We start from the raw sequence: 23813 nt of genomic DNA, 5'->3' as shown, positions 1-23813 counted from the left end.
CGGAGGTCAGCTGATGGCTCGGCGCAGGTGCAGCATGAGCGCCGTGCGCCACGGCAGGAGCCACCGCAGGCCGGTCGAGACCCGCGACATCGCCGAGAGACATCGGTAGGCGAAGACGCGCGACATCGGGCGGAAATCGGAGACGGTGCCGAGGTCCGGCCCGCACAGGCTCAACGGACAGGCGCACGGCACGCTCGCCGACGACATCGCCGTCATCGGCCCGCTCAGGCAGGCTGGCATCGTCGGATCGACCAGGCTGCGCACCCGCGGGTACTGGGCCGCGAGCTGGTCGTCGTAGACGCGGCGGCGGGCCTCACCCAGGTTCAGGATGATCGTCGTCGTGGCGAGGATCAGCGCCGCCTCGTCACCGAGCTCACCGCCGGCGGCCTCCAGCGCCTCGGTGTCGTCGGGCCAGACGTAGCGGTTCACCACGTACGGCAGGTCCACGGTCGGGATGGTCGAGGCGCCCATCAGGATGTCGAGGTAGCGCCGCACCACCGGATGGGTTCCCGGGGCGTCGCGTTCGGCCGAGCACAGCGACCACACCTGCTCGGCCCGATCCGGTTCCGCGGCCGCGAGCAGGAACGCCGCCTGCATGGCGACCATCCGGCTCACCCACGAGCGTGCGGTCTCGGCCAGCAGGACGACGGTCGCCCACAACTGTTCGGGGGCGGCCAGGCCCCGCAGCTGTGCGACGTGGGCGGCGTCCTTGCAGCCCTCGGCCAGTGAGATCTCCAGGCCGACGTCGGGGCGGGCGTCCCGTTCGGGGCCGCCCCCGGGCACGGTCGCCGCGGCGAGGCGTTCGAGGCAGTCGAGGGGCTCGCGCGACTCTCCGGTCGTCAACGCCAGCAGCGGCAGGATCCAGCACAGGGACCCGACGGCCGAGCCCGGCCACGGCTGGACGAGGTGACGCTCGAACCAGGCGAGCCGGCCGTGCTCGGCCCGCCCGACCAGCGCGGTCCACTGCGGGCCGAGCACGGCCCAGCTGTCCTGCCCGTTGCTGCCCAGGTAGCGGCAGATGTTGCGGCGCACCAGGCGGGCGTTGACGGCGAACTCCGGCTGCGTGAGCCGCGACCACAGAAACGGGGCGCAGGGGCGGCAGGCGGCCGCGGGAAGCCGGCGCACGAACGTGGTGCGGTCGACGTCGTTCGACGCCGTCCAGTGTCCGTGCCACCAGTCGATCGGGGGAGCCTCGTCGGTCAGCCCGTCCGCGCACAGGGCACCGAACGCGTCCCCGGCGGCGGTCAGCACCCCCGGCCGGGCCAGGTCGTCGAGCGCGGCCGGCCACACCGTGGCCGCGTCGCGGGATGCCCGCACCCGGGCCACTATCTCGGCGGCGAGCGCGGTGCGGCTGCGGCGGCTGGACTGGCGGTAGGGCCGGCCGTGTCGGGCGAACCAGAGACCGACGACCGCCTCCCGCAGCTCGGCGTCGACAAATCGCAGAACCGGCCCGGCCGGGCGGTGCTCCTGGGTGACGACCCCGGATTCCTCCAGCTCGGCGATCAGGTCGGGGATCTCGTCGCGGGCCGACTCGGGCAGGTCCGCGACCAGGTCGGCGCGGTGGACGTAGGTCGACTCCATCAGCACGAGCTTGCGGGCCAGGTGCTCCAGGAGCCAGGAGGTGCCGGTGGCCGGGCCGGGCCGGCCGGCCTGGTCGATGGTGTCCAGGAGCACCCAGAGGGCGCCGTTGCGTTCGAGGCGGTCGGCCGCGTTCTCCAGGGTGTCGAGCCCGGGTTCGGTCTGCGGGAGGACGGTCGGCAGTTCCAGCAGGCTGTGCTGCATGGCGATGGCCAGCTTCCGTTCGGCCACCGACCGGTTCGGATCGGCCGCCAGGCCGCCGGCGAAGACGGTGGCGGTCGCCGACTGGTCGACCGCGGCCAGGACGACCCGCAGCCCCTCCCACTCCTCCGGGGTCGAACCGAGGTCGACCGTGGCCAGGAACGGCAGGTCGGCCGCCATCAGGTCGGCGATGCGGGACGCGGTCAGCTCGGTGATCGACCGCCGGTCCATCGGCTGGTGGAGCCCGTCGAGGCCGTCGATCAGCATGACCACCCGTCGCCGGCGGGCCAGCGCTTCCAGGACGGTCAGCAGGGGCACCTCGTTGACCCCGGCGCCGACGATCGTCTGCCGGAACCGCTCGGTCGCCGCCGGCACGACGCCGACCTGATCGATGCGGTGTTCCGGGACGACCACGGCGACGATGCCGGCCCGGACCAGAGCGACCTCCAGGTCCTGGATGAACGAGGCGCGCGACGACCCGGCCGGGGCCTCGACCAGGACCGAGGCGTGCCGCTGGCCGTCGCGTAGCTGCGCCACCACCGCCCGGGCCTGGTTGGGCCGGTTCTCGGGGGAACGCCCGGGCGCCATCAGGGTCTGCCGCTGGTAGCGCAGGAGGCGTTTCAGCGCCTGATGGCGGGTGCCGATCACGAACAGCACGACCGCGGCGAGGGCCACGATGGCCGAGGCGGCGACGTTCACCGCCACGTCGGCGACGGTGGTCCGCCAACTGCCCAGGCCGACCGCCAGGGCGAGACCGGCGACCAGCAGTCCGCCCAGGACACCGGCGGTGACCCAGCGCACCCAGTGATCGCGGGTCTGGGCGGCGACCCGCCGCCGGGCGAAGGCGAGCCCGGCGGCCAGAGCCCTCCAGCGCCGGTTCATGGCCGGGTCTGCGGCCGCATGATCGTCTGCCCCGCGTCGGCCTTGACCACGGTCCCGGACACGGCCGGATTGTCGAGGGCGAGCGACAGGATGGCGGTGGCCACCTCCGAAGCCTCCAGCACCTGGCCGCGGGGCAGGCCGAGCTCGCCGATGCGGTCGTAGTTCGGGTCGCGGCCGAGTTCGTCGGCGATGCGGGTGAAGTTGGCGGTCCGGGTGGTGCCCGGGGCCACCGCGTTGATCCGGATCCCGTCCCGCCCCAGAGGAACCGTCATGGCCGCGACCAGGCCGTGCAGACCGGCCTTGGCCGATGAGTAACCCGGAGCGCCGTAGCCGCCGAGCGCGTTGGCCGAGGAGACGACCGTGTACCCGCGATCACCTTCGGCCTGGCGGACCTGCTGGATGGTCGCGCGCAGCACGGCGTACGCGGAGAACAGGTTGAGGCCGACCGTACGCCGGATGACGTCCATCGGGATCCGGGCGAGGTCCGGTTCCCGCAACTCGGCCACCTCGGATCCGCCGACCACGTGCACGACATACCGCAGCGGGCCCGGCCCGGCCGCCCACTCGCCGAGCGAGTCCGGTGCGTCGCCGTCGCTCAGGTCGGCGACCTGCCAGCCGGTGACCGGCAGCCCGTCGGGGCACGGCCGCAGGTCGAGACCCATCACGAGCAGGCCGCGTTCGGCGGCCTGCCGGCAGACCGACTGTCCGATGTCACCGGCCGCCCCGGTAACCAGAATCACGCCGCGTCGAGTCATGGCCACAGGATGTCACGCACCGGCCAGGTGCCCGTCGAGTCAGAACATGGCCGGCGGCGGTGGAATCACCAGGACTTCGAGTAGTGCAGGAGGTCCTGGGCGCAGTACTCGGCATGGGTTCGGGTGTGTGGGCCGGGCCGCCCGCCGAGCCTGCGGATCACCCACTGCACCGGTTCGGACGCCAGCCCGAGCGCGGTCCCGAGACCGTGGATCATCGACGGTTGTACGTGCGCGTCCTCGTAGGCGCGGATGTGCCGTACCGGCAGGCCGGTCGCCTGCCACCGGCGGAACCGGGGCAACGACATGCCGGCCAGCCCGTGCCGGAGGTACTGCTCACCGGTCACCCCGGCCGCCGACCACCCGAGCACGTCCTCCCGCGACATGTTCCGGTCGCGCATCTGCGTCAGCCAGCCGGCCAGCTGCTCGGCCGGCATCCCGTGTTCCTCCCAACGGGCCACCTCGTCCGGGCCGACCCCGAACCGATCCAGCTGTACGGCGTCGTCGGCGCTGACCTGCGGCCACGCGTTCCAGCGCAGGCAGGCGGCGAGGTCGTGCCGGTCGTACCAGTCCGCGACCCGCTCGGGGGGCACACCGGCGGCCAGCCAGTCGCCGGCCTGCTCGGGGCTCGGCCCCTGGGTGAGCAGCGCCACGACCTGGTCGATCAGCCGGCCGGCCCGCATCCACCGGTGGGCCAGCCACACGGTGCGGTACGCCTCGACCCGCTCGACGCTGCGACTGTCGTATCCGTCCGGGAGCCGGGTGATCGGCCCGAACCCGGTCAGCGCCTCGGCGATTCCGTAGCAGGCGAGTGGTTCGCCGGACAGCGCGGCCATGAATTCGTCCTGCTCGCGCGTCTGCGGATCGTGGTCGGCGACGGTGACCTGATCACCGGCGATGACCAGCCGATGCGGTCCGTCGCAGTGGACGATCAGTGGTCGCAGCCCGTTGTCGACCCAGTGGTGGAACTCGGTCGCCGACGCCGGCTGCATGCCCGGTTGCACCGCCGCGATCGCGTCGGCCAGAACCGCGGGCAGGGTGTCGAACCAGTGAGTGGCGACGGTGGTCAGCGGCGCGTGCGGACCGGTGGGCACCATCCGGCGCAGGTCGATGGTCAGCGGCACCCCGTGGCGGGCGCTGAGCGCGCTCGTGTTCCGGACGATCGTGTCGTGCTTGTCGTCGCCGAACCGCTCCCGGCAGGCGTTCTCCCGTTGCAGGCCGAGCTGTTCGACGTCGGCCAGGTCGGTCGTCCCGTCGAACTCGTTGGTCAGCATCACCCTGCCGTTCGCGGTCACGGTGATCCGTTGGACGCCGGTCGGCCGCAGCATCTTGGCCATCTCGGCGATCCGCCAGTAGTCGCGGAACGGCTCGCGGATCCGTGTCAGTTCCGGCCGGTCGGTGAACCGTTGTCCGTAGGCGGAACCCCAGGCGATGGCCATCCGGCGAGCCCCGTAGGCGGTCATCGCGGCCCGATAGGTGCGGCAGTCGTCCTGCGTCGTCACCCGGACCCAGTTGCGGCGCAGCAGGTTACGCAGCGCTTCGGTGGCGACGCCGACCTGGCCGGTGATGTCGTCGAGCAGCATCCAGACGGCGAGCTCGTCCTCACCCTCGTCCATCCAGCGGCTCGGCGGTTCCAGGTCCGTGCTGCCGAGCAGCGCGAGCTGGGCCGCCGCATCCCAGAATCCGGTTGCCCGGGCGGTATCGAGCACGGTGGCGGCGTCCGCGCCGACCTGGGGCGACTGCTGCCAGCGCAGGCACGCGTCCAGGCCGGCGCGGCCGTACCAGGCGACGACGCGTTCCGCGGGCACGCCCGCGTCGAGCCATTCGGTCGCCTCGGCCGGTCCCGGTCCGGTCGCCAGGAACGGTTCCACGTCGGACAGCCGGTGGCCGTGCCTGAGCCAGCGGTAGGCCAGCCAGACGGTCCGCAGCTGTTCGGCCCGGCGGGCCTGGGCGCTCGACAGGATGGCCGCCGGAACCTGCTCGTTCGCGTAGCCGGCGGCGACCCGGCCGGACCGGGTGAGCGGCTCGGTCCCGCCGATCATCTCGGCCAGCAGGTGGCACACGGGCAGGCGCTGCTGCTCCTGGGCTTCGGCGAGGTCTCGTACGCGATCGGCTTCTTCGTGGTGGGCCAGCACCAGCCGGTCGCCGACGACACCGATCTGATGCATCACGCCGTCGGCGGCCTTACCGTCGTACGGATATCCGCATCTGATCCTGAATTGAAAAACGCCCTCTTCGACGAGGTCGGCGAACTGCTCGGCGGTGGCCGCCCGCGATCCGGACATCCAGGCGGCCACGGCCTCGGCCAGTACCGGAGGCATCGGCGACGTGGCGCCGGGAACGTTCCAGGCCCGGCCGGTCGACGGCCCCGGGCCGCGGGTGAGCGTCACCTCGTCGAGGGTCCGCACGTCACGGCCCGCGCGCATCCAGCGGTAGGCCAGCCAGATGATGCGCAGCGTCCGCAGCCGCTTGGCCTGGTCCCGGCCGATCCGCCGGGCCTGGGCGTTGGCGCCGGTCATCGGCCCGACGCTGTCCAGCGCGTCGACCGTGGCGTAGCAGGCCAGATGTCGTCCGGCGGCGTCGGCCGCGGCCAGGTCGGCCGACCGGCGGGTGACGTCGTGGTCGGCCAGCTGCACGGCAGGCCCGACGATCCGGAACCGGTGCATCTGCCCGGTGCTGTGTCCCCGCGCGATGTCGTAGTCGCACCAGGTCCAGCCCTCCGGCAGCCCGGCCTCCACCCAGCCGAGGAATTCCTGATCGGATCGGGGCAGCCGGATCGAGGCGATCGTGGTCGTCGTGATGATCGCCTCGGCGAGCACCGTGGGCAGCGTGTTCGTCCAGGTGTTGCCGATCACCGTGTCACCCCCGTGTTGATCTTGCGGGGGACAGTAACGCACGATCGTGACCGGTGACGACGTCAGGAGAGCGACCCGGATGAACCAGCACTACACCGACACGGTGGCCGCACTCGGTGTGGCCCTGCTCGCCGACATCCCGGTGGTGCTCTGGGGTGCACCCGGCCAGGGCAAGAGCAGCGTGGTCGAGGCGCTCGGCGAGGGCGCCGGTTTCCACGTCGAGACCGTGATCGCCTCGCTGCACGAGCCGACCGATTTCGCCGGCATCCCGGCGATCGACCCGGTGAACGGCACGGCCCGCCGGCTCCCGCCGGACTGGGCCCGCCGGGTCGTCGACCTCGGCGCCGACGGTGTGCCCAGCATCGTGTTCTACGACGAGATCAGCACCACCCCGCCGGCCACCCAGGCCGCGCTGTTGCGTCCGATTCTGACCGGCTGGGTCGGCGATCTGAGCCTGCCCGCCGGTACCCGCAGTGTCGCCGCCGCGAACCCGCCGGACGTGGCCGCCGACGGCTGGGACCTGGCGCCGCCGCTGGCCAACCGCTTCCTGCACCTGCACTGGTCGCTGCCGGCCGACGTGGTCCGGGACGGGTTCACGGTGGGCTGGCCCCGGGTCGTCGTTCCCCGGGCGAGCGAGCAGGTTCTGCGGGATCACGTGGTCGAGGCGAAGGCGCTGGTCGCGGCGTTCCTCAACGTCCGGCCGGAACTGGTCACCCGGGTGCCGGCCTCGTCCGAGGACGCCGGGCGGGCGTTCCCGACCCCGCGTTCCTGGGAGATGGCGGCCCGGCTGTACGCCGCCGCGAAGGCCACCGGCGGCAACGCCACCGTGACGGCGTTGCTGCTCAGCGGCGCGGTCGGGCCGGCCGCGGCCGGCGAGTTCACCGAGTTCCTGCGCCGGCTCGACCTGCCCGACCCGGAGGCGCTGCTGGCCGACCCGGAGTCGTACGTGGTGCCGACATCCCGCGGCGACAAGGTGTTCGCCACCGCCGCCGCGGTCTTCGCCGCCATGTCCCGGGAGACCACCGGGGACCGGTGGCTGGCCTGCGGCACGATCCTGGCGAAGATCGCCGAGGCGGGCCTGGCCGACATGGCGTTCCTGTACGCCCGCCGGTGGGCGCAGAAGGACGTCCGCCCGCCCGGTGTCCAGCCGACCTCGGCCCACATGACCGCGCTGGCACCGATCCTGCGGGAGATCGGCCTGCTCACCCAGGGTTCGGGGCGGCCGGTGTGAGCACCGATGACGTCGGGTTGCGGCTGGCCGCCGGGCGGGCCGTGGCGGGGGAGGCCCTGCCCTATCTGAGGACCGCGCTGTTCGCGATGGTTCCGGTGGTCACCACCGCGGTGCCGGCGTGCGCGGTGGACCGGCGCTGGCGGATGTACGTCAACCCGGACCACGTGCTGGCGCTGACCGTCGACGAGGTCGCGGGGCTGTGGCTGCACGAACTCGGCCATGTCCTGCACGGTCACGCCGAGCGCTGGCGACTGCTGCTGGAGCCGGAGACCCGGCAGGCCCGGTTCGCGGTCGCCGCCGACGCCGCCGTGAACGAGGTGCTGACCGAGTCGTCGATCACGCTGGCGCCCGGCCGGGCGACGATCTGGTCGGACATCCCGGGAGCGCGGCCCGGCCTGACGGCGGAGCAGTTGTACCGGTTGCTGCCCGAGTCGCCGAACGGGCCGAACGGCGACTGCGGTTCCGGCGTTTCCGGCGGCCCGCGCCCCTGGGATCGCGACGACGCCGACGACGGTGAACCGGACGGGACCGTCGACGAGGGCCGGGCCGAGATGATCCGCCGCCAGGTGGCCCACGAGATCAGGATCCGGCAGCGCTCGATCGGCGACGTGCCGGCCGGCCTGCTGCGGCTGGCCGAGCAGATCCTGGTCCCGCTGGTGGACTGGAGGCGGGAGCTGAACAGCGTGGTCAGCCGGGCCCGGGCCACCGTCGCCGGCCTGCGGGACTACACGTTCACCCGGATGTCGCGGCGGGCGGCCTCGTCGCCGGGCGTGGTGCTGCCGGCGATGCGCCGGCCCCGGCCGCCTCGCCTGGACGTCGTCATCGACACCTCGGCCTCGGTCTCGGCGACGATGCTGGCCCAGGTCAAGGCCGAGCTGCGGGTGGTGATCACCCGGCTCCGGGGCGAGTACGTCCGGGTGCTGGCCTGCGACGCGGCCGCCCGGGAGAGCCGCCGCGTGCGCGACGTCGACGACATCGAGCTGCGCGGCGGGGGCGGCACCGACCTACGGGTGGGTCTGGCCGCCTCGGCCGCGCTGCGTCCCCGGGCCGACATCGTCATCGTGGCGACCGACGGTGACACCCCGTGGGACGACCGCCCGCCGCCGGACAATCCCCGGGCGCGCTACGTGGTGCTGCTGCTCGACGGCGACCGCGAGGACATCCCGCCGTGGATGCACGCGATCGTCGTCCCGTCGTCAGAGTGACAGCAGCTCGGACACCTGCGGCGAGTACGTCGTGTGCAGCACCAACGCCGCCGCCCCGACCACCGCCGCGTCCGCCCCGAGCGGCGAGACCTCCACCCGGACGGTCCGGATACTGCGGGCCAGGGGCCGGGCCGCCAGTGCTTTGGCGGTGGCGTCCCGGAACCGGGTCTCCAGTTGCCGAAGCCCGTGCCCGCCGAGGACGACCAGGTCGATGTCGAGGATGTTGGCCACGTTGACGACCGCCGTGGCGACGTGTTCGGCCGCCACTTCAACCGCTTCGACGGCTATCGGATGGCCGTCCGCCGCGGCTTGCCGCACGGCGTCGTAGTCGGCCATCCCGGTCGCCGCCACCAGCGCTTTCGGGCTGATCAGGCTCTCCAGGCAGCCGTGGTTGCCGCAGTAGCACTCGGGCCCGTCGGGCTGCACCGACTGATGCCCGAACTCGGCCGCGTTCATCGACCCGCCGCGATAGACCTGGTTGTCCAGGATGAGCCCGCCGCCGACCCCGGCCCCGAAGAAGAAGTACGCGAAATCGGCTATTCCGCGCCCGGCCCCGGCCCAGCATTCGCCGATCGCCGCCGCGGTCGCGTCGTTGTCCAGGGTGACCGGCAGCCCGGTCGCCTCGAACAACATCTTGCGCAGCGGCACCCGGGTCCAGCCCATCAGCTGGGGTGGCCCGACCAGCGCGCCCAGGGTGTGGTCTATGGGTCCGGGGGTGGCCAGGCCGAGGCCGAGCACCCGCTCCCGATCCACGCCGGCGGTGTCCAGCACGTCGGCGACGAGTCCGGCCACCGCGTTGGTGATCTCGGCTGGGGAGGCCCCGGGCCGGACCGGTTGCTGCAGTTTGACCAGCGGCCGGCCGAGCAGGTCGGTGACGACGCAGGACAGCTGGAACGGGTCGAAGTGCACGCCGACGGCGAGTCCGGCGCCGGCGTTGACGCGCAGCAGGGTGCGCGGTTTGCCGCCGCTGGAGACCGTGGCGCCGTCCTCGCGGACGATGCCTTCGGTGATCAGCCGCCGGACGATGCCGGAGACCGTCTGGGGGGTGAGGCCGGTCAGCTCAGCGATCTCCACCCGGCTGATGCCGTCGGCCAACTGGATCTGATCGAGCACTACGGCCCGGTTGTACTGGCCGACTTTGGGCAGATTCGTACCTGTTCGCCGCACCGAGGAAGCGCCTCCCGGTCGTTACCTGATCGATGCCGACCATGATGCCACCTACCCGTTGACTTAGTAAATAAATAAGATTTACAGTCTGGAAACGCCGACGTCATGCACGCAGAAATTTGCAAAACACCTGTTGGGAGGCGGCATGAGCGCTGCTCCGCCACTGCTGGAGATGCGGTCCATCACCAAGACCTTCCCCGGCGTCAAGGCACTGTCCGATGTGAACCTCACTGTCCGTGACGGCGAGATCCACGCCATCTGCGGGGAGAACGGCGCCGGCAAGTCCACCTTGATGAAGGTGCTCAGCGGCGTCTACGGGTTCGGGTCCTACGACGGCTCGATCGTCTACCGGGGCACCGAGGCCAAGTTCTCCGACATCCGGGCCAGCGAGAACGCCGGCATCGTGATCATCCACCAGGAGCTCGCGCTCGTGCCGGGTATGTCGATCACGGAGAACATCTTCCTCGGCAACGAGCCGCGGAAGTTCGGCCGCATCGACTGGAAGGCCGCGAACCACAAGGCCCTCGAACTGATGGCCATGGTCGGGCTCAAGGAAGACCCGGACACGCTGATCAAGGACATCGGGGTCGGTAAGCAGCAGCTCGTCGAGATCGCCAAGGCGTTCGCCAAGGACGTGCAGCTGCTGATCCTGGACGAGCCGACCGCGGCGCTGAACGAGAACGACTCGCAGCACCTGCTCGACCTGCTGCGCGGGTTCAAGAAGCGCGGCATCACCTCGATCATGATCTCGCACAAGCTGAACGAGATCGAGGCGATCGCCGACTCGATCACGATCCTGCGCGACGGCAGGACGATCGAGACGATCGACGTCAAGGCCGAGGGCGCGAACGAGGACCGGATCGTGCGCGGCATGGTCGGCCGGGACCTGAGCAGCCGGTTCCCGGACCACGAGCCGAACATCGGTGAGGTGTTCTTCGAGGTCCGCGGCTGGACGGTCCGGCACCCGATCTCGGCCGAGCGTCTGGTCTGCAAGAACTCGAGCTTCACCGTGCGGCGCGGGGAGATCGTCGGGTTCGCCGGTCTGATGGGCGCCGGGCGCACCGAGTTGGCGATGAGCCTGTTCGGCCGCTCGTACGGGGTCTACGAGAGCGGGCAGATCTTCAAGGACGGCAAGGAGATCCAGCTCAAGTCCGTCGCCGACGCGATCGCGAACGGTCTGGCGTACGTGAGCGAGGACCGCAAGGCCGTCGGCCTGAACCTGCTCGACGACATCAAGACCTCGGTCGTCGCCGCGAAGCTCTCGAAGATCACCCACAACGGCGTGCTCGACGAGGCCGCGGAGTACCGCGAGGCCGAGGCGTACCGCAAGAGCCTGCGGATCAAGACGCCCACCGTCGACGAGGGCGTCACCAAGCTCTCCGGCGGCAATCAGCAGAAGGTCGTCCTGGCGAAGTGGATGTTCACCGACCCGGACCTGCTGATCCTGGACGAGCCGACGCGCGGTATCGACGTCGGTGCGAAGTACGAGATCTACGGGATCATCCAGGAGCTCGCGTCTGAGGGCCGCGGGGTCGTGGTGATCTCCTCCGAGTTGCCCGAGCTGATCGGGCTCTGCGACCGCATCTACACGGTCTTCGAGGGCACGATCACCGGCGAGATCTCGCGGGCGGACGCCAACCCGGAAACCCTCATGAAGCAGATGACCTCCACGAAGAAGCTGGCCACGTCATGAGTCGGATAAAAGAGCTACAGAAAAACCTTTTCGGCGGTACGGCGTCCAACGCCCGCCAATTCGGGATGATCTTCACGCTGGTTGCGATCGTCCTGTTCTTCCAGTTCAAGACCGGTGGGCTCACGCTCCAGTCGGGCAACCTGATCGCCCTGACGCAGCAGTACGCCTACATCTCGGTGCTGTCCATCGGCATGCTGATGGTGATCGTGGCCGGCCACATCGACCTGTCGGTCGGCTCGGTCGCCGCGTTCACCGGCATCGTGGTGGCCAAGGCGATCACCGAGCACAACGTGCCGTGGCCGGTGGGCATCCTGCTCGGCCTGGTCGTCGGCGCGCTGATCGGCGCGTGGCAGGGCTTCTGGGTCGCGTACGTCGGAATCCCGGCCTTCATCGTCACCCTGGCCGGCATGCTGCTGTTCCGCGGCGGCAACCAGTACATCGGTAACGCCGACACGGTCCCGGTGCCCAAGGGCTTCCGCGAGATCGGCGCCGGTTACCTGCCCGAGGTCGGGCCGGACACCGGGTACAACAACCTGACGCTGCTGCTCGGACTGCTCGCCTGTGTCGCCGTGGTCTGGCGTGAGCTGCGCTCCCGCCAGGTCCGTACGCAGATGGAAGGCGCCGAGCCGGCGCCCATGTGGATCTCGGTCCTGCGCATGGTCGTGATGATCGCCGTGATCGTCTTCGTCTCGCTGCGCTTCGCCGGCGGCCGGGTCGGTACCAGCTTCCCGATCTCCGGCATCATCCTCGCCGTCCTGGTCATCGCGTACTCGTTCTACACGCGGAACACCGCGGGCGGCCGGCACATCTACGCGGTCGGCGGCAACTCCCGGGCCGCCGAACTGTCCGGCGTGAAGCTTCGCCGGGTGAACTTCTTCGTCATGATGAACATGTCGGTCCTGGCCGCCCTGGCCGGCATGATCTTCGTGGCCCGGTCCGCGGCCTCCGGTCCGCAGGACGGACTCAGCTGGGAACTCGACGCGATCGCCGCGGTCTTCATCGGTGGCGCGGCGGTCTCGGGTGGTCTGGGGACGGTCGGCGGTTCCATCGTCGGCGGTCTCGTGATGGCCGTACTCAACAACGGCCTGCAGTTGACGGGCACCGGTTCCGACATGGTCCAGATCATCAAGGGTCTGTTCCTGCTCGGCGCCGTCGCCCTCGATGTTTACAACAAGAAGCAGGGTCGTTTCTCGATCATCGGAACTCTGACGCGCTCCAACCGCTCCAGGCATGAGGCGGCGGACAGCGTGACCACAGAATCCGATGTCGTGAAGCAGCCTGCGGCCCGCTCCTGAGAAGGGTTTGAAAACCACAATGCGCCGTAACTTTCTGATCAAGAGCGTGGCCGTCGGTGCGGCTGTCGCGCTCGCCCTGACCGGCTGCTCCAACGACCGTGAGGGTGGCAGCGGCGACGCCGCCAAGGGCGACGCCAAGGGCTTCGCCAAGGACGCGCTGATCGGCGTGGCCCTGCCGTCGAAGACCTCGGAGAACTGGGTGCTCGCGGGTGACCTGTTCACCAACGGCCTCAAGACCGCCGGTTTCCAGTCCGACGTGCAGTACGCCGGTGCCTCCACCACGGTGGCCGACCAGCAGGCGCAGATCACCGCCATGGTGACCAAGGGCGCCAAGGTCATCGTCATCGGCGCGACCGACGCCGCGCAGCTGACCACCCAGGTCGACGCCGCCCACGCGGCCGGCGCGAAGGTCATCGCCTACGACCGCCTGATCACCAACACCGCGAACGTCGACTACTACATCGCGTTCGACAACTTCAAGGTCGGCCAGCTGCAGGGCCAGGCCCTGCTGGACGGCATGAAGGCCAAGAAGCCGACCGGCCCGTGGACCATCGAGCTGTTCTCCGGCTCGCCGGACGACAACAACGCCGGTGTCTTCTTCAACGGCGCGATGGACGTGCTCAAGCCGCTGATCGACAAGGGTGACGTCGTCGTCGGCTCCGGCCAGAAGGACGTCAAGCAGACCGCGATCCAGGGCTGGAAGGCCGAGGGCGCGCAGAGCCGCATGGACTCGCTGCTCAACTCGACCTACACCAGCGGCAAGACCCTGGACGGCGTGCTGTCCCCGAACGACACCCTGGCCCGCGCGATCATCACCTCGGTGAAGGGTGCCGGCAAGCCGATCCCGGTCGTCACCGGCCAGGACTCCGAGGTCGAGTCGGTCAAGTCGATCATGGCGGGCGAGCAGTACTCCACGATCAACAAGGACACCCGCAACCTGGTCGCCGAGACCATCAAGATGGTGCAGTCGCTCCAGACCGGTGCCGAGCCGCAGACCAACGACACCAAGTCGTACAACAACGGCGTCAAGGTCGTCCCGGCCTACCTGCTGCCGCCGGTCATCGTCACCAAGGCCAACGCCGCCGAGGCGTACGCCAACGACCCGAAGCTGTCCCCGCTCACCAAGTGAGCTGAGTCAGTAAGCACTTCCGCGGGTGTCCCTGGTCCTCCAGGGGCACCCGCTCCTTTTCACGCGGGCTCGACCAGGGAGAACGGCGCGTTCAGCAGCCCCTTGGTGGTCTTCACCTGATACCGCGTCCGCCCCTGCTTGACCACGGTCCCGGTCAGCCCGCCATACTTCCCGGCCCCCACCAGCCGCACCCGATCACCCACCCTGACCTGCGCTTTCCTCGCCACCGGCACGGTCGGCGCCCCCAACCGGGTCAGCTCGGCGGCATAGGTCGGATGCAGCGCCGCCGGATGCCCCCGATACGTCCACGCGAACAACGCGAACCGGTCGAACCGCGGCGAACACTCCCGGCACGACTTCACCCGCACCGGCTGCCGGTGAGCGGTCGTCCGATGCCCGGCCCGGCACACCCCGTGCCACGCCCCGTCCACCCGAGGCGCCTCCTCCGGCACACACCGCCGCCCGGAACACCCGATCCGCACCGCCGCCGCCCGCCACACCGCATCATGCCCGTGCCGCGGCCCCACCAGCGCATGCGCGATCTCGTGCAGCACCGTCTCGACGACCTGCTCCCGCGAGTACAACCCGATCAGCGGCCGCGAAAGCCCGATCTCCCGCGTAGCCGCCCGGCACACCCCGGCCCGGGTCTTCGCATCGTCGAAGCTCAGCCGCCAACTCGCCAGCCCGTGCCGCCCCATCAGCTCCAGCGCCAACTCCCGGGCCTCGTTCAGGTTCAACCGTGCCGCTCCTCGCTCATCACGACCATGATGCCTCGGACCACGCCACCACCCGAACAACCCCACCCAAGATCAAATTCAAGATCTTCATGTCCTACGTCCGCCGTGGTCCGGACCGCCGCTCCCGCGGGGACCCTTCCGACCTGAGCAGGGCGCTGCGCGCCCAAACCACTCAGCCCGAAAGGGCGACGTAATCCGCTGCTCCCGCCCAACCCAACACCCCCACCCCCCCGCCCCCGATCCGTCCCTGCCCACGCGACCCGGCCGCCACGCGAGCCCCGCCCGCGCCGCGCCCCAGCCAGCTGGCGCTCACGGTCGTTTCCGACCCCAAAAACAGCCCTGAGCACCAGCCGGCCACCGCGCCGCGCGCAGCTGCCCTGGCCAGCGCAACTCCCGCGAGGTGGCTGCGGCGCGGGGCCTGGCCGCGCGGCGCGCTGCTCAGCTGGTGCTCACGGTTGTTCCCGAGCCGAAAAACAGCCCTGAGCGCCAGCCGGCTGCCGTGCCGCGCGCAGCTGCCCCGGCCAGCGCAAACCCCGCGAGGTGGCTGGGGCTGGGGTGGGTCAGGGGAGGGTGGGGAGGAGTTTGTCGAGGCGGGCGGGGAGGTGGCGGATCCGGGTGGTGGTGGCGTGCCAGATCGCGTTGAGGACGGCGGCGGGGGAGCCGACGATGCCGATCTCGCCGATGCCCTTGCTGCCCATCGGGTTGAGGTCGGGATCCGGCGTGTCGAGCCAGGCCGCGTCGATCTGTTCGACGTCGGCGTGGGTGGGGATGTGGTATTCGGCCAGGTCGTGGTTGACCCACGTGCCCTGGGCCGGGTCCAGGACGGATTCTTCGTGCAGGGCCATGCCCATCCCCATGATCATGCCGCCGATGAACTGGGAGCGAGCGGTGCGCGGGTTGAGGACGCGGCCGGCGTCGTACATGCCGAGGAGGCGGGACACCCGGATCTCACCGGTCACGGTGCTCACCCGTACCTCCGCGAAGTGTGCGCCGAAGGCGTGCTTGTTCCCTTGCTGCTGCTGAACCGATTCGGTCGTGTCGAAGGTCGCCTCGACCGGCGAGGGGGAGGTACCGGAGCGCAGCGCACGGCATGCGCCGGTGACCGCCCAGCCCCAGGAGGCGGTGCCGGAGGAACCTCCGGCGACCGAGGCCTGCGGTAGTGTGCTGTCGCCGATCAGCATGTGGATCCGCTCGACCGGTACGCCCAGCTCGTCGGCGGCGATCTGCGCCAGGACGGTGCGCGCCCCGGTCCCCAGGTCGGCGGCGGCGATCGCCACCTCGTACTCGTCGTCGCCGAGCGCCCGCACCCGCGCGGTCGACGGCATCACCAGCGCCGGGTAGGTCGCCCCGGCCATCCCGGTCCCGACCAGCCATTCACCGTCGCGGCGCTGCCCGGCCCGCCGATCCCGGCCGGACCAGCCGAAACGCTCCGCCCCGGAGCGCAGGCATTCGACGTAGCGCGGGTTCGCCGACGAGTTACGGATCCGCAGCTCGACCGGGTCCAGCCCGATCTGGTCGGCGAGTTCGTCGAGCGCGCATTCCAGCCCGACCATCCCGGGCGCTTCACCGGGCGCGCGCATCCAGCGCGGTGTCGGCACGTCGAGGCGCACGACCTGATGTCCGGTACGCAGATTCGGCACGGGATACATGTCCCGGGTGACCACCGAAGCCGACTCGACGAACTCCAGCAGACGGCTCGACTGCGTACACGTCTGGTGATCGATCGCGGTCAGCACCCCGTCCTCGGTCGCGCCGATCCGGATCCGCTGCACCGTCGGTGCGCGATGCCCGACGAGGCTGAACATGGCCTGGCGGGGGAGCACCACCTGCACGGGCCGGCCGGTGACCCACGAGCCGAGGGCGGCCAGGACGGCGTTGGGCCGGGCGGTGCCCTTCGATCCGAACCCGCCGCCGATGTGCTCGGCGACGACGTGCACCCGCTCGGCGGGCAGCCCGAAGATCGTGCCCAGGGTTGCGGCGACCCCGTGCGGGTGCTGGTTGGAGTCGTACAGGACAAGGTCTTGACCGTCCCAGCGCGCGATCGTGGCGTGCGGTTCCATCGGGTTGTTGTGCACCGCCGGCGTCTCGTAGACAGCGTCGACCGTGACCGGCGCGACGGCCAGCGCGGCCTCGACGTCACCGTCGGCCGACTCGGCGGGCAGGCCGGGGACGACCGAGGACGGCGTGTAGAGCCCGGGATGGTCGGCCCGCAGCTCGACGTCGTGTTCCTCGCCGGCGATGTCGAGCTGCACGGCCTGGGCCGAGCGCCGGGCGGCTTCGAGGGTGGTGGCGATGACGAGTGCGAGCGGCTGACCCCGGTAGCGGATCTCGTCCGACTGCAGGACGGTCAGCTCCGGGTCGTCGGATTTCTCCAGGTGAGGGGCGTTGCCGTACCAGAGCACGGCGAGCACGTCCTCCTCCTCGGCCGGGTCGATCAGGACCGCGTCGAGGCGGCCACGGGCGACCGGCGAGGGCACGATCCATCCGTACGCCAGATGGTCCTGCGGGTATTCGGCGGCGTAGCGAGCCGAGCCGGAGACTTTCGCCGGACCCTCCAGCCGGGCCACGGGGGCGCCGACCGCACGCGTGAGCATCGATGTCATGGGGTCAGCCCCTCAAGAACAGAAGCGGTCATGTTCCGGATCAGATCGATCTTGTACGCGTTGTCCCGCAACGGCGTCGCACTGCGCAGTTCCACGTCGGCCGCGGCCAGGAAGCTCTCCCGGCTCGCCGGCTGCCCGCGCAGCGCCTCCTCGGCCGCGAGGGCCCGCCACGGTTTCGGCGCCACCGCCCCGAACGCCAGCCGCACGTCGGTGACCAGGCCGCCCTCGACCCGGAGGGCGGCCGCGACCGATCCGACGGCGAACGCGTAGGACGCCCGGTCCCGCGCCTTCCGATACGTCGACCGCGCTGCCACCGGCAGCGCCGGCAGGTCCACCGACGTGATCAACTCACCGTGTTCGAGGACCGTGTCCCGCTCCGGGGTGTCCTCCGGCAGCCGATACAGATCGGTCACCGGGATCTCCCGCCGACCGGTCGGCCCCTCTACCCGCACGACCGCGCCGAGCGCGGCCAACGCCACCGCCATGTCCGACGGGTGCGTCGCCACGCACGCTTGCGAGGCGCCGAGGATCGCGAGATTACGGTGGTCGCCGTCGCGCGCCGGGCAGCCTGATCCGGGAAGGTGCTTGTTGCAGGGCATCGTCGCGTCCATGAAATATCGGCACCGGGTGCGCTGCAGCAGATTCCCGCCGGTCGTCGCCATGTTCCGCAACTGCCCCGAAGCCCCGGACAGCAGTGCCTGGCTGAGCATCGGATAGGCGGTCCGGATCCGCCGATCAGCGGCAAGATCACTGTTGCGTACGGCGGCCCCGACCCGCACCCCGCCCCCGGGCAGGTCGGACACCTCGCCCAGCGGCAACCGGTTCACGTCCACGAGCACGTCCGGAGTCGCCACGCCCAGTTTCATCAGGTCGACCAGGTTCGTCCCACCGGCCAGGAACACGGCGCCGGGTTCGAGCCCGTCGGCCAGGCCCGTCGCCGTACGGTAATCGAAGGTTTTCATCGACCCGCCGCCTGTTTGATCGCCGGAACCATGTTCGGGTACGCCCCGCAGCGGCACAGGTTGCCGCTCATCCGCTCCCGGATCTCGGCGTCGGTCAGCAGATCCGGGTTCCCGTCGGTCACCGCGCTCGGCCACCCTTGGCCGACCTCGTCGAGCATGCCCACCGCCGAGCAGATCTGGCCCGGCGTGCAGTACCCGCACTGGAACCCGTCATGATCGAGAAACCCCCGCTGGACCGGGTGCGGCTCCCCTTTGTGCCCCAGCCCTTCGACGGTGACGATCTCGGCGTCCGGCTGGGTGACGGCCAGGATCAGGCAGCTGTTGACCCGGCGCCCGCCGAGCAGCACCGTGCACGCCCCGCACTGCCCGTGGTCGCAGCCCTTCTTGGCGCCGGTCAGATGCAGCCGCTCGCGCAGCACATCGAGCAGGGTGGTCCGCGGGTCCAGGCCGACGAGGTGGTGCTGAGCACCGTTGACGGTGAGACGCATCCCCCGCCGATACCCGTCTACCGGCGCCTAAACCGGTTGGCCAGATCCCGTCGGAGGTGGTCATTCCGGCCGCTGTCGACGCCCGTCGTTCTTACCTAAATTCGAGCCATGTCTGTGCTAACACCGCTGCTCATCGGCGCTGTCGCCGTCCTGCTGCTGTCCCTGATCCCGGAACCGCACCGCCAGAAGGTCAACGCGCTCGGCATCGCCGGCGCCGGCGCCGTCTACGTCAGCGGCGGCGGCTTCGGCGTCTGGGAACTCGCGTTCACGACGGTCATGACCGTCGTCGCCTGGCTCGGCCTGCGCAACTGGCGGTGGATCGGTGTCGGCTGGCTGCTGCACACCGCCTGGGACGTGCTGCACCACCTCAAGGGCAATCCGATCCTGCCGTTCGCCCACGACTCGTCGTTCGGCTGCGCCATTTGCGACCCGGTGATCGCCGTGTGGTGCCTGGCCGGCGGCCCCACCCTGCTCAGGCGTCGTCGTCCAGCCTGACCTGCGGATTCGCCGCATCCGGCACGATCCGGCTCCCGTCCGACTTGTTGGTCCCGTCCGCCGCGACGTCCGGGTGCACGTCCCGCCGATGCTCCTCGATCTGCTCGTCGGTGAAGTCCTCGTGGCACAGATTGCAGGTCGCCATCCGCCCACCCAAGCAGATCACCGCCCGGCGCGCTGAGAGGATGACGGCGTGTCGACCGCCGAACGGTTCCCCGGCCTCTTCTCCTTCCCGACCTCTGCGGAGCCGAGACCGCTGATCGTGGCCGTCTGCGGATCACCCGCCGCCGGCAAGACCACCGTCGCCGCCGCGATCGCCGCCGAACTCGGCCTCCTGCTGTTGACCCGCGACGAACTCGCCGCCGGCCTCCGCCTGTCTCGCGCCGCCCACTCCGAGGCCACGGCCGGCCTCCAGGCGTCCGAGGTCGTCATGACCGAGGGCGCAGCGAGCCGTCGACGATCCCGGCCCGGACAGGACGATGTTCGCGGCCAGGCCGAGACCCTGCTGGTCGAGACGTCCTGCCGTTTCGCCCGACGCGGCATGAGCCTCGTGGTCGAGAACTCCGTACTCTCCCGCCCGCTGATCGACGGCCTGCTCGCCGCCCGAGCCCGCATCCTGGCCGTACACGTCATCGCCGACCCCACCGTCATCCACCAGCGCCTCCGCGACCGCGCCGGCCACGGCCGCCCGGTCGGTGGCATCCACCCCGGCGACCTCACCCTGCTCGACCAGTTCGAACGCGGCGAGATGCAGCCGTCGATCTTCGAACCACCCGCCGCCGCCCACCACGTCGTCCGGATCGACACCTCCACCGGCGGCAAACCCGACATCAGCCCGGTCCTCGACTTCCTATGAACCTCCTGTGGAACGCGCAGGTCACCACCCCCACCGCCGAAGTGTTCCCACGTTCAGGGCGACAGTCGCCCCACGGAAGGAGCACGACAATGGCCTCGATCAGCGCGGTTTCCTCGTCCACCAGCGCCTACAGCGACGCCCGGACGGCCCTCGCCGCCGCCCAGCAGAAGCTGGCCACCGACACCGCCACCCAGGCCAAGGTCGTCGCCGACGACCAGGCCACGATCGCCGACCGCCAGAAGGCCGTCACGGACGCCCAGCAGTCCGCCAAGACCACCGGCCGCCTCGACGTCACGGTCTGACCCGAAAACCTTCAAGATCTTCATTGCCTCGGTCCGCCGTGGTCCGGATCGTCGCTCCCGCGGGGACCCTTCCGGGCTGAGCAGGGCGCTGGCGCGCCCAGAACGCTCAGCCCGAAAGGGCGACGTGGTCGGTTGGTTGCGGTCAGAGCAACAAACCCGTTCACCACGCCCGCCCGTCGCACCGGCTGATCCCCGAGGCGCTGATCAGCAGACGGACCAGCCCGCTCAACATCGGGATCTGCTCATCCTCGACGAAGGCGACACCCCGTTCCCCGAGCGTGTCCGCGATCCGTTCGGCCAGCCGCCGGAAGGTCTCCTCGTCGTTCACGGTGGGCGGCTGATACGCCGACCGGGTGCCGGATCGCCACCACCGGATCCAGGCCTCCACATCGGTCGCCCACCACACCCGGCCCATCCGCAGTTCCTGGAAGGGTTCCGGAAAGTCGGCTCGGTCGGCCAACTGCTGAATCCGCTGACGGGACACCACCAGTCGCTCGCCGATCTCGCGCGCACCCACCAGCCGGGGCGGGCCGCCGAAGGCCGGAGTCGTCATCCCGCCTACTCACTCGACCGCAGCAGTTCGAAGTGTCCTCGCGAGTTCCGCCGGACCGCATGTTCCGGCCGCCCGTCCTCGGACTCCGTCTTGTCGTCGGTCAGCGCACCCACGAACCGGCGGATCCTTTCCCGGGACTGATCGTCGTCGAGCGCCAGCGTGATCAATCCGCGGAACTCGTCGAACCGGACCCCGATGATCTCCAACGGGATTCCGTCCAGCCGGACCTGCACTTCAGCGTCCACGGCGATCGCGTTCAGCACGGCGATCAGCTCGCTTTGCCGGATCATATCGTCTCCTCTCCAGGACAATTCCTCGTTCACAGAGCAGGCACTCCTTGCTCCGCCCGCATCCGGGGCAGCGCAGCCCGATGATCCGGCCGATCACCACCCCGGCCGCGCCACCGAAAATCAACGCACCGAGCGCAAACACCAGCGTCATCACCGCAACGGCCCGTCGCGGCGCTCGTCCGGCGTCCGGCCCCGGCCCTCGACGAACTGGCGCCACCCGCCAGGCCGGTGCAGCGGTGCCCGCCCGAACGTCCCGGTCGCCCCGCTCATCGCCGACGTCCGCGGTGGCACCCCAGGTGAGCAGCACCAATCAGCGAAATGATCATCGTGCCCGCGCCTCCTCCGGATGAACCGCTCCGTCCATAAGAAACTGACGCACGTCAGAAATCAATACATCAGAGGCTCATGCATCAATAAGTGGCATGCCAAGATAATGTTGATCATTCTGAAGTGGATTCAATTGGCGGAACGGCATAACATTGCCGCACGGGTATACGTCAATTGCCTGACGAGCGAACGCAGTCGACTGAGGTGAGGACGGGGGTTTTGTGAGCGACGTGATTGATGCCGCGCTGGTAAGGCGGTATATCGGCCGGACACTGAAGGCCTTGCGAGGAGCGAAAGGTCTGTCGATCAAGCACGCCTCGGAGTTGGCCGATGTGGGCACGTCGACTCTGGAGCGTGTGGAGAGAGGCGACCGCGTCCGGCTCAAGTCCCGCGACCTGGCCGCGATTCTGCAGGTCTACGAGTCCGACGAGGAGACCACGGCCCTGCTCCTGGCCCTCGCCGCGGAGAGCCGCAACGGCAAGGACCGGCCCTGGTATCAGGACCGGACCGAGGACATCCCGGGCTTCTTCGGCGAGTACGTGATGCTGGAGAGCAGCGCCGAGCGGATCCGGGCCTACGAGTTCGAACTCTTCCACGGCCTCCTGCAGATGCCGGCATACACCGAGGCGATCCTCAGCGTGAACGCCGGTCGGTTCAGCACGGAGGAGATCCGCCAGCGCATCGACATCCGCACGCAGCGGCAGACTCTGCTCACCAAAGGCCGGGCGCCTCGCCTGGAAGTGATCCTCAACGAGGCGGTTCTTCGTCGTGTGGCCGGGTCACCGGCGGTCATGATCGAGCAGCTCGACCATCTGCTCACGGTTTCCCGGTGGGGCAACGTCAGCGTCCGCATCCTGCCGTTCAGCGCCGGGCTGCACGCCGGTGTCACGGCGTCCGCACCGTTCACCCTGCTCGACTTCCCGGTCTACGAACCGAGTGGAGTGCCGTTCGAGTCGCCGCTCGCCTATGTCGACGCACTCGCGGGAGCGCTCTATCTGCAGAAGCCCGAGCAGATCACGGTCTACGAGATGGTCTGGAAGGATCTGGAGAGTCGGGCCCTCGACGAGACCGCCTCGCAGGAAATGGTTCGAGCGACAATGGAAGGACTGCAACATGACTAGCAGCGGCATCGACCTCAGTGCGGCCGTCTACCGGAAGTCCACCCGCAGCGGGGAGAACAACTGCGTCGAGGTCTCCACGACGTTCGCCGCCCAGGACGTCATCGCCGTCCGCGACAGCAAGAACCCCGACCTCGCCCCGCTCCTCTTCAACCGCACCGAGTGGAGCACCTTCCTCGGCGCGGTGCAGGCCGGCGAGTTCGACCTGTAACCCCCTGCCGTTGAACAGCCCCCGGCGACCACCGCCGGGGGCGTTGGCACTTTTCGCGCGGGTCCCAGGCCCGCCCGGCGTCGGAGGAACACGATGTTCGCGCTGGTGGTCCGCTTCAACATCCGTGACGAGGAATCCGCCGAGAAGTTCGACGAGCTGACCGCCGAGGTCGTCGAGCAGATCAAGAAGCACGAGCCCGGCACCCTGGTCTACGCCACCGCGACGGTCGAGGGCGAACCCCTGGCCCGGGTGTTCTACGAGGTCTACGCCGACAAGGAAGACGCGTTCCAGAAACACGAGTCCGCGCCCTACGTCATCGACTTCCACACCCGCAAGAACCCCCTGCTCGTCGACCACCGAGTCGAATTCCTGTCGCCCGGCCCGGCGAAAGGCCTGCGCGTCCCGCTGGTCGACCACTCTTTCCCGATCCCCGAAGTGCACGCAGCCAACGGCCTCCGCCTGGAGCTGCTCGGCCCTCAGCACAACGAGGCCGACCATGCGGCCTGGACGTCGAGCATCGACCACATCCGCTCAACCCCCGGCTTCGACCGCGGCTGGCCCCCGGAGGCCGGCATGACCCTCGCCGAAAACCGGAACGACCTGCAAAGCCACGCCGACCGTTCCTCCCGCCGCGTCGACTTCGCCTACTCGGTCCTCGACCCCACCACCGAGGATGTCGTCGGCTGCGTCTATCTCACCCCGTCGCGCTCCGGAAACGGCGAGGTGACAGCGTCGTCCTGGGTCTCCGCCGCCCGAGCCGAACTGGACGGCCCCCTGACCGACCTCGTCGGCGCGTGGTTGCGGGAGTCCTGGCCGTTCGAGGTCGTGCACTACCGCTCAGGCCAACTCCCGATCACGATCCGCAGAAACCCCGAATAGGCCC

The 23813-nt window shown here is 70.1% G+C and carries 22 protein-coding genes and 1 pseudogene; 12 read left to right on the top strand and 11 right to left on the bottom strand.

From position 1 onward, the window contains the following. Positions 1-6: 6 nt before the first annotated feature. From ACSHV8_RS25755 to ACSHV8_RS25745, 3 genes are all read right to left on the bottom strand, one after another. On the bottom strand, positions 7-2661 hold the full coding sequence (locus ACSHV8_RS25755; protein ID WP_436536556.1) for a hypothetical protein: 2655 nt from the start codon (positions 2659-2661) through the stop codon (positions 7-9). Further along, positions 2658-3416 carry an SDR family NAD(P)-dependent oxidoreductase gene (locus tag ACSHV8_RS25750; RefSeq protein WP_436536554.1) on the bottom strand — a complete coding sequence of 253 codons (759 nt, stop codon included), beginning with the start codon at positions 3414-3416 and terminating at the stop codon, positions 2658-2660. The genes ACSHV8_RS25755 and ACSHV8_RS25750 overlap by 4 nt, the downstream gene beginning before the upstream one ends. A 65-nt stretch (positions 3417-3481) precedes the next feature. Beyond that, positions 3482-6268: a hypothetical protein gene (locus ACSHV8_RS25745; RefSeq protein ID WP_436536552.1), complete on the bottom strand. Its 2787-nt coding sequence runs from the start codon at positions 6266-6268 to the stop codon at positions 3482-3484. A 79-nt stretch (positions 6269-6347) separates the two neighbouring features. Here ACSHV8_RS25745 and ACSHV8_RS25740 point away from each other — a divergent pair, with 79 nt between their 5' ends. Then, the gene (locus tag ACSHV8_RS25740) at positions 6348-7499 is read left to right on the top strand and encodes an ATP-binding protein (protein WP_436536550.1); all 1152 of its coding nucleotides are present in this window, start codon (positions 6348-6350) and stop codon (positions 7497-7499) included. Next, entirely contained in the window at positions 7496-8704 is a 1209-nt protein-coding gene (locus ACSHV8_RS25735) for a vWA domain-containing protein (RefSeq protein WP_436536548.1), read from the top strand. Before ACSHV8_RS25740 ends, ACSHV8_RS25735 begins: the two co-directional genes overlap by 4 nt. Here ACSHV8_RS25735 and ACSHV8_RS25730 read toward each other — a convergent pair. Next, positions 8696-9871 (bottom strand): ROK family transcriptional regulator, encoded by a 1176-nt coding sequence (locus tag ACSHV8_RS25730; protein WP_436536546.1) that lies wholly within the window; start codon positions 9869-9871, stop codon positions 8696-8698. The genes ACSHV8_RS25735 and ACSHV8_RS25730 overlap by 9 nt on opposite strands. Before the next feature lie 145 nt (positions 9872-10016). Between ACSHV8_RS25730 and mmsA the strand changes: the two genes are divergently transcribed. The 3 genes from mmsA to ACSHV8_RS25715 are packed head-to-tail and all read left to right on the top strand — an operon-like array spanning position 10017 to position 13988. Continuing rightward, positions 10017-11564 carry a multiple monosaccharide ABC transporter ATP-binding protein gene (gene mmsA, locus ACSHV8_RS25725; protein WP_436536544.1) on the top strand — a complete coding sequence of 516 codons (1548 nt, stop codon included), beginning with the start codon at positions 10017-10019 and terminating at the stop codon, positions 11562-11564. Then, positions 11561-12859 (top strand): multiple monosaccharide ABC transporter permease, encoded by a 1299-nt coding sequence (gene mmsB / locus ACSHV8_RS25720; RefSeq protein ID WP_436536542.1) that lies wholly within the window; start codon positions 11561-11563, stop codon positions 12857-12859. The genes mmsA and mmsB overlap by 4 nt, the downstream gene beginning before the upstream one ends. A 19-nt stretch (positions 12860-12878) precedes the next feature. Beyond that, on the top strand, positions 12879-13988 hold the full coding sequence (locus ACSHV8_RS25715) for a substrate-binding domain-containing protein (protein ID WP_436536540.1): 1110 nt from the start codon (positions 12879-12881) through the stop codon (positions 13986-13988). A gap of 59 nt (positions 13989-14047) precedes the next feature. On the opposite strand, the gene ACSHV8_RS25710 is transcribed toward ACSHV8_RS25715, so the two are convergent. The 4 genes from ACSHV8_RS25710 to ACSHV8_RS25695 form a co-directional block, all read right to left on the bottom strand. Continuing rightward, the gene (locus tag ACSHV8_RS25710) at positions 14048-14725 is read right to left on the bottom strand and encodes a SprT-like domain-containing protein (RefSeq protein WP_436536538.1); all 678 of its coding nucleotides are present in this window, start codon (positions 14723-14725) and stop codon (positions 14048-14050) included. A 560-nt stretch (positions 14726-15285) separates the two neighbouring features. Beyond that, complete coding sequence (locus tag ACSHV8_RS25705) at positions 15286-17328, bottom strand: xanthine dehydrogenase family protein molybdopterin-binding subunit (protein WP_436536536.1); 2043 nt, start codon at positions 17326-17328, stop codon at positions 15286-15288. Continuing rightward, positions 17325-18290, bottom strand: coding sequence for an FAD binding domain-containing protein (locus tag ACSHV8_RS25700; RefSeq protein ID WP_436536534.1), 966 nt, complete (start codon positions 18288-18290; stop codon positions 17325-17327). The genes ACSHV8_RS25705 and ACSHV8_RS25700 overlap by 4 nt, the downstream gene beginning before the upstream one ends. Next, positions 18287-18778 carry a (2Fe-2S)-binding protein gene (locus ACSHV8_RS25695; protein ID WP_436536532.1) on the bottom strand — a complete coding sequence of 164 codons (492 nt, stop codon included), beginning with the start codon at positions 18776-18778 and terminating at the stop codon, positions 18287-18289. Before ACSHV8_RS25695 ends, ACSHV8_RS25700 begins: the two co-directional genes overlap by 4 nt. Positions 18779-18886: 108 nt before the next feature. Between ACSHV8_RS25695 and ACSHV8_RS25690 the strand changes: the two genes are divergently transcribed. Next, entirely contained in the window at positions 18887-19273 is a 387-nt protein-coding gene (locus ACSHV8_RS25690) for a DUF6010 family protein (protein ID WP_436536530.1), read from the top strand. Here ACSHV8_RS25690 and ACSHV8_RS25685 read toward each other — a convergent pair. Continuing rightward, entirely contained in the window at positions 19251-19418 is a 168-nt protein-coding gene (locus tag ACSHV8_RS25685) for a hypothetical protein (RefSeq protein WP_436536528.1), read from the bottom strand. The genes ACSHV8_RS25690 and ACSHV8_RS25685 overlap by 23 nt on opposite strands. A gap of 48 nt (positions 19419-19466) precedes the next feature. Here ACSHV8_RS25685 and ACSHV8_RS25680 point away from each other — a divergent pair, with 48 nt between their 5' ends. Next, a complete protein-coding gene (locus ACSHV8_RS25680) occupies positions 19467-20129 on the top strand; it encodes an AAA family ATPase (protein WP_436536526.1) in 663 nt (220 codons plus the stop codon). An 89-nt stretch (positions 20130-20218) separates the two neighbouring features. Next, entirely contained in the window at positions 20219-20431 is a 213-nt protein-coding gene (locus ACSHV8_RS25675; protein WP_436536524.1) for a hypothetical protein, read from the top strand. Between the two features lie 160 nt (positions 20432-20591). Here ACSHV8_RS25675 and ACSHV8_RS25670 read toward each other — a convergent pair whose 3' ends face one another. Then, entirely contained in the window at positions 20592-20984 is a 393-nt protein-coding gene (locus tag ACSHV8_RS25670) for a helix-turn-helix transcriptional regulator (protein ID WP_436536522.1), read from the bottom strand. Positions 20985-20989: 5 nt separating this feature from the next. Continuing rightward, positions 20990-21274, bottom strand: a complete 285-nt coding sequence (locus tag ACSHV8_RS25665; protein WP_436536520.1) for a hypothetical protein — start codon at positions 21272-21274, stop codon at positions 20990-20992. 548 nt (positions 21275-21822) lie between these two features. Between ACSHV8_RS25665 and ACSHV8_RS25660 the strand changes: the two genes are divergently transcribed. From ACSHV8_RS25660 to ACSHV8_RS25645, 4 genes and pseudogenes are all read left to right on the top strand, one after another. Beyond that, entirely contained in the window at positions 21823-22722 is a 900-nt protein-coding gene (locus tag ACSHV8_RS25660) for a helix-turn-helix domain-containing protein (RefSeq protein WP_436536518.1), read from the top strand. Further along, on the top strand, positions 22715-22930 hold the full coding sequence (locus ACSHV8_RS25655) for a DUF397 domain-containing protein (RefSeq protein WP_436536516.1): 216 nt from the start codon (positions 22715-22717) through the stop codon (positions 22928-22930). Before ACSHV8_RS25660 ends, ACSHV8_RS25655 begins: the two co-directional genes overlap by 8 nt. A 93-nt stretch (positions 22931-23023) precedes the next feature. After that, positions 23024-23248 (top strand): annotated as a pseudogene (locus tag ACSHV8_RS25650) (putative quinol monooxygenase); the annotation flags it as partial. A gap of 75 nt (positions 23249-23323) precedes the next feature. Further along, positions 23324-23809: an N-acetyltransferase gene (locus ACSHV8_RS25645; RefSeq protein ID WP_436536899.1), complete on the top strand. Its 486-nt coding sequence runs from the start codon at positions 23324-23326 to the stop codon at positions 23807-23809. Positions 23810-23813: the final 4 nt, after the last annotated feature.

The sequence above is a fragment of the Actinoplanes sp. HUAS TT8 genome (genome assembly GCF_051380535.1).
Taxonomy (GTDB): Bacteria; Actinomycetota; Actinomycetes; order Mycobacteriales; family Micromonosporaceae; genus Actinoplanes.
Note: the sequence above shows the minus strand (reverse complement) of the source record. Positions and strands in the feature narration are given on the sequence as shown.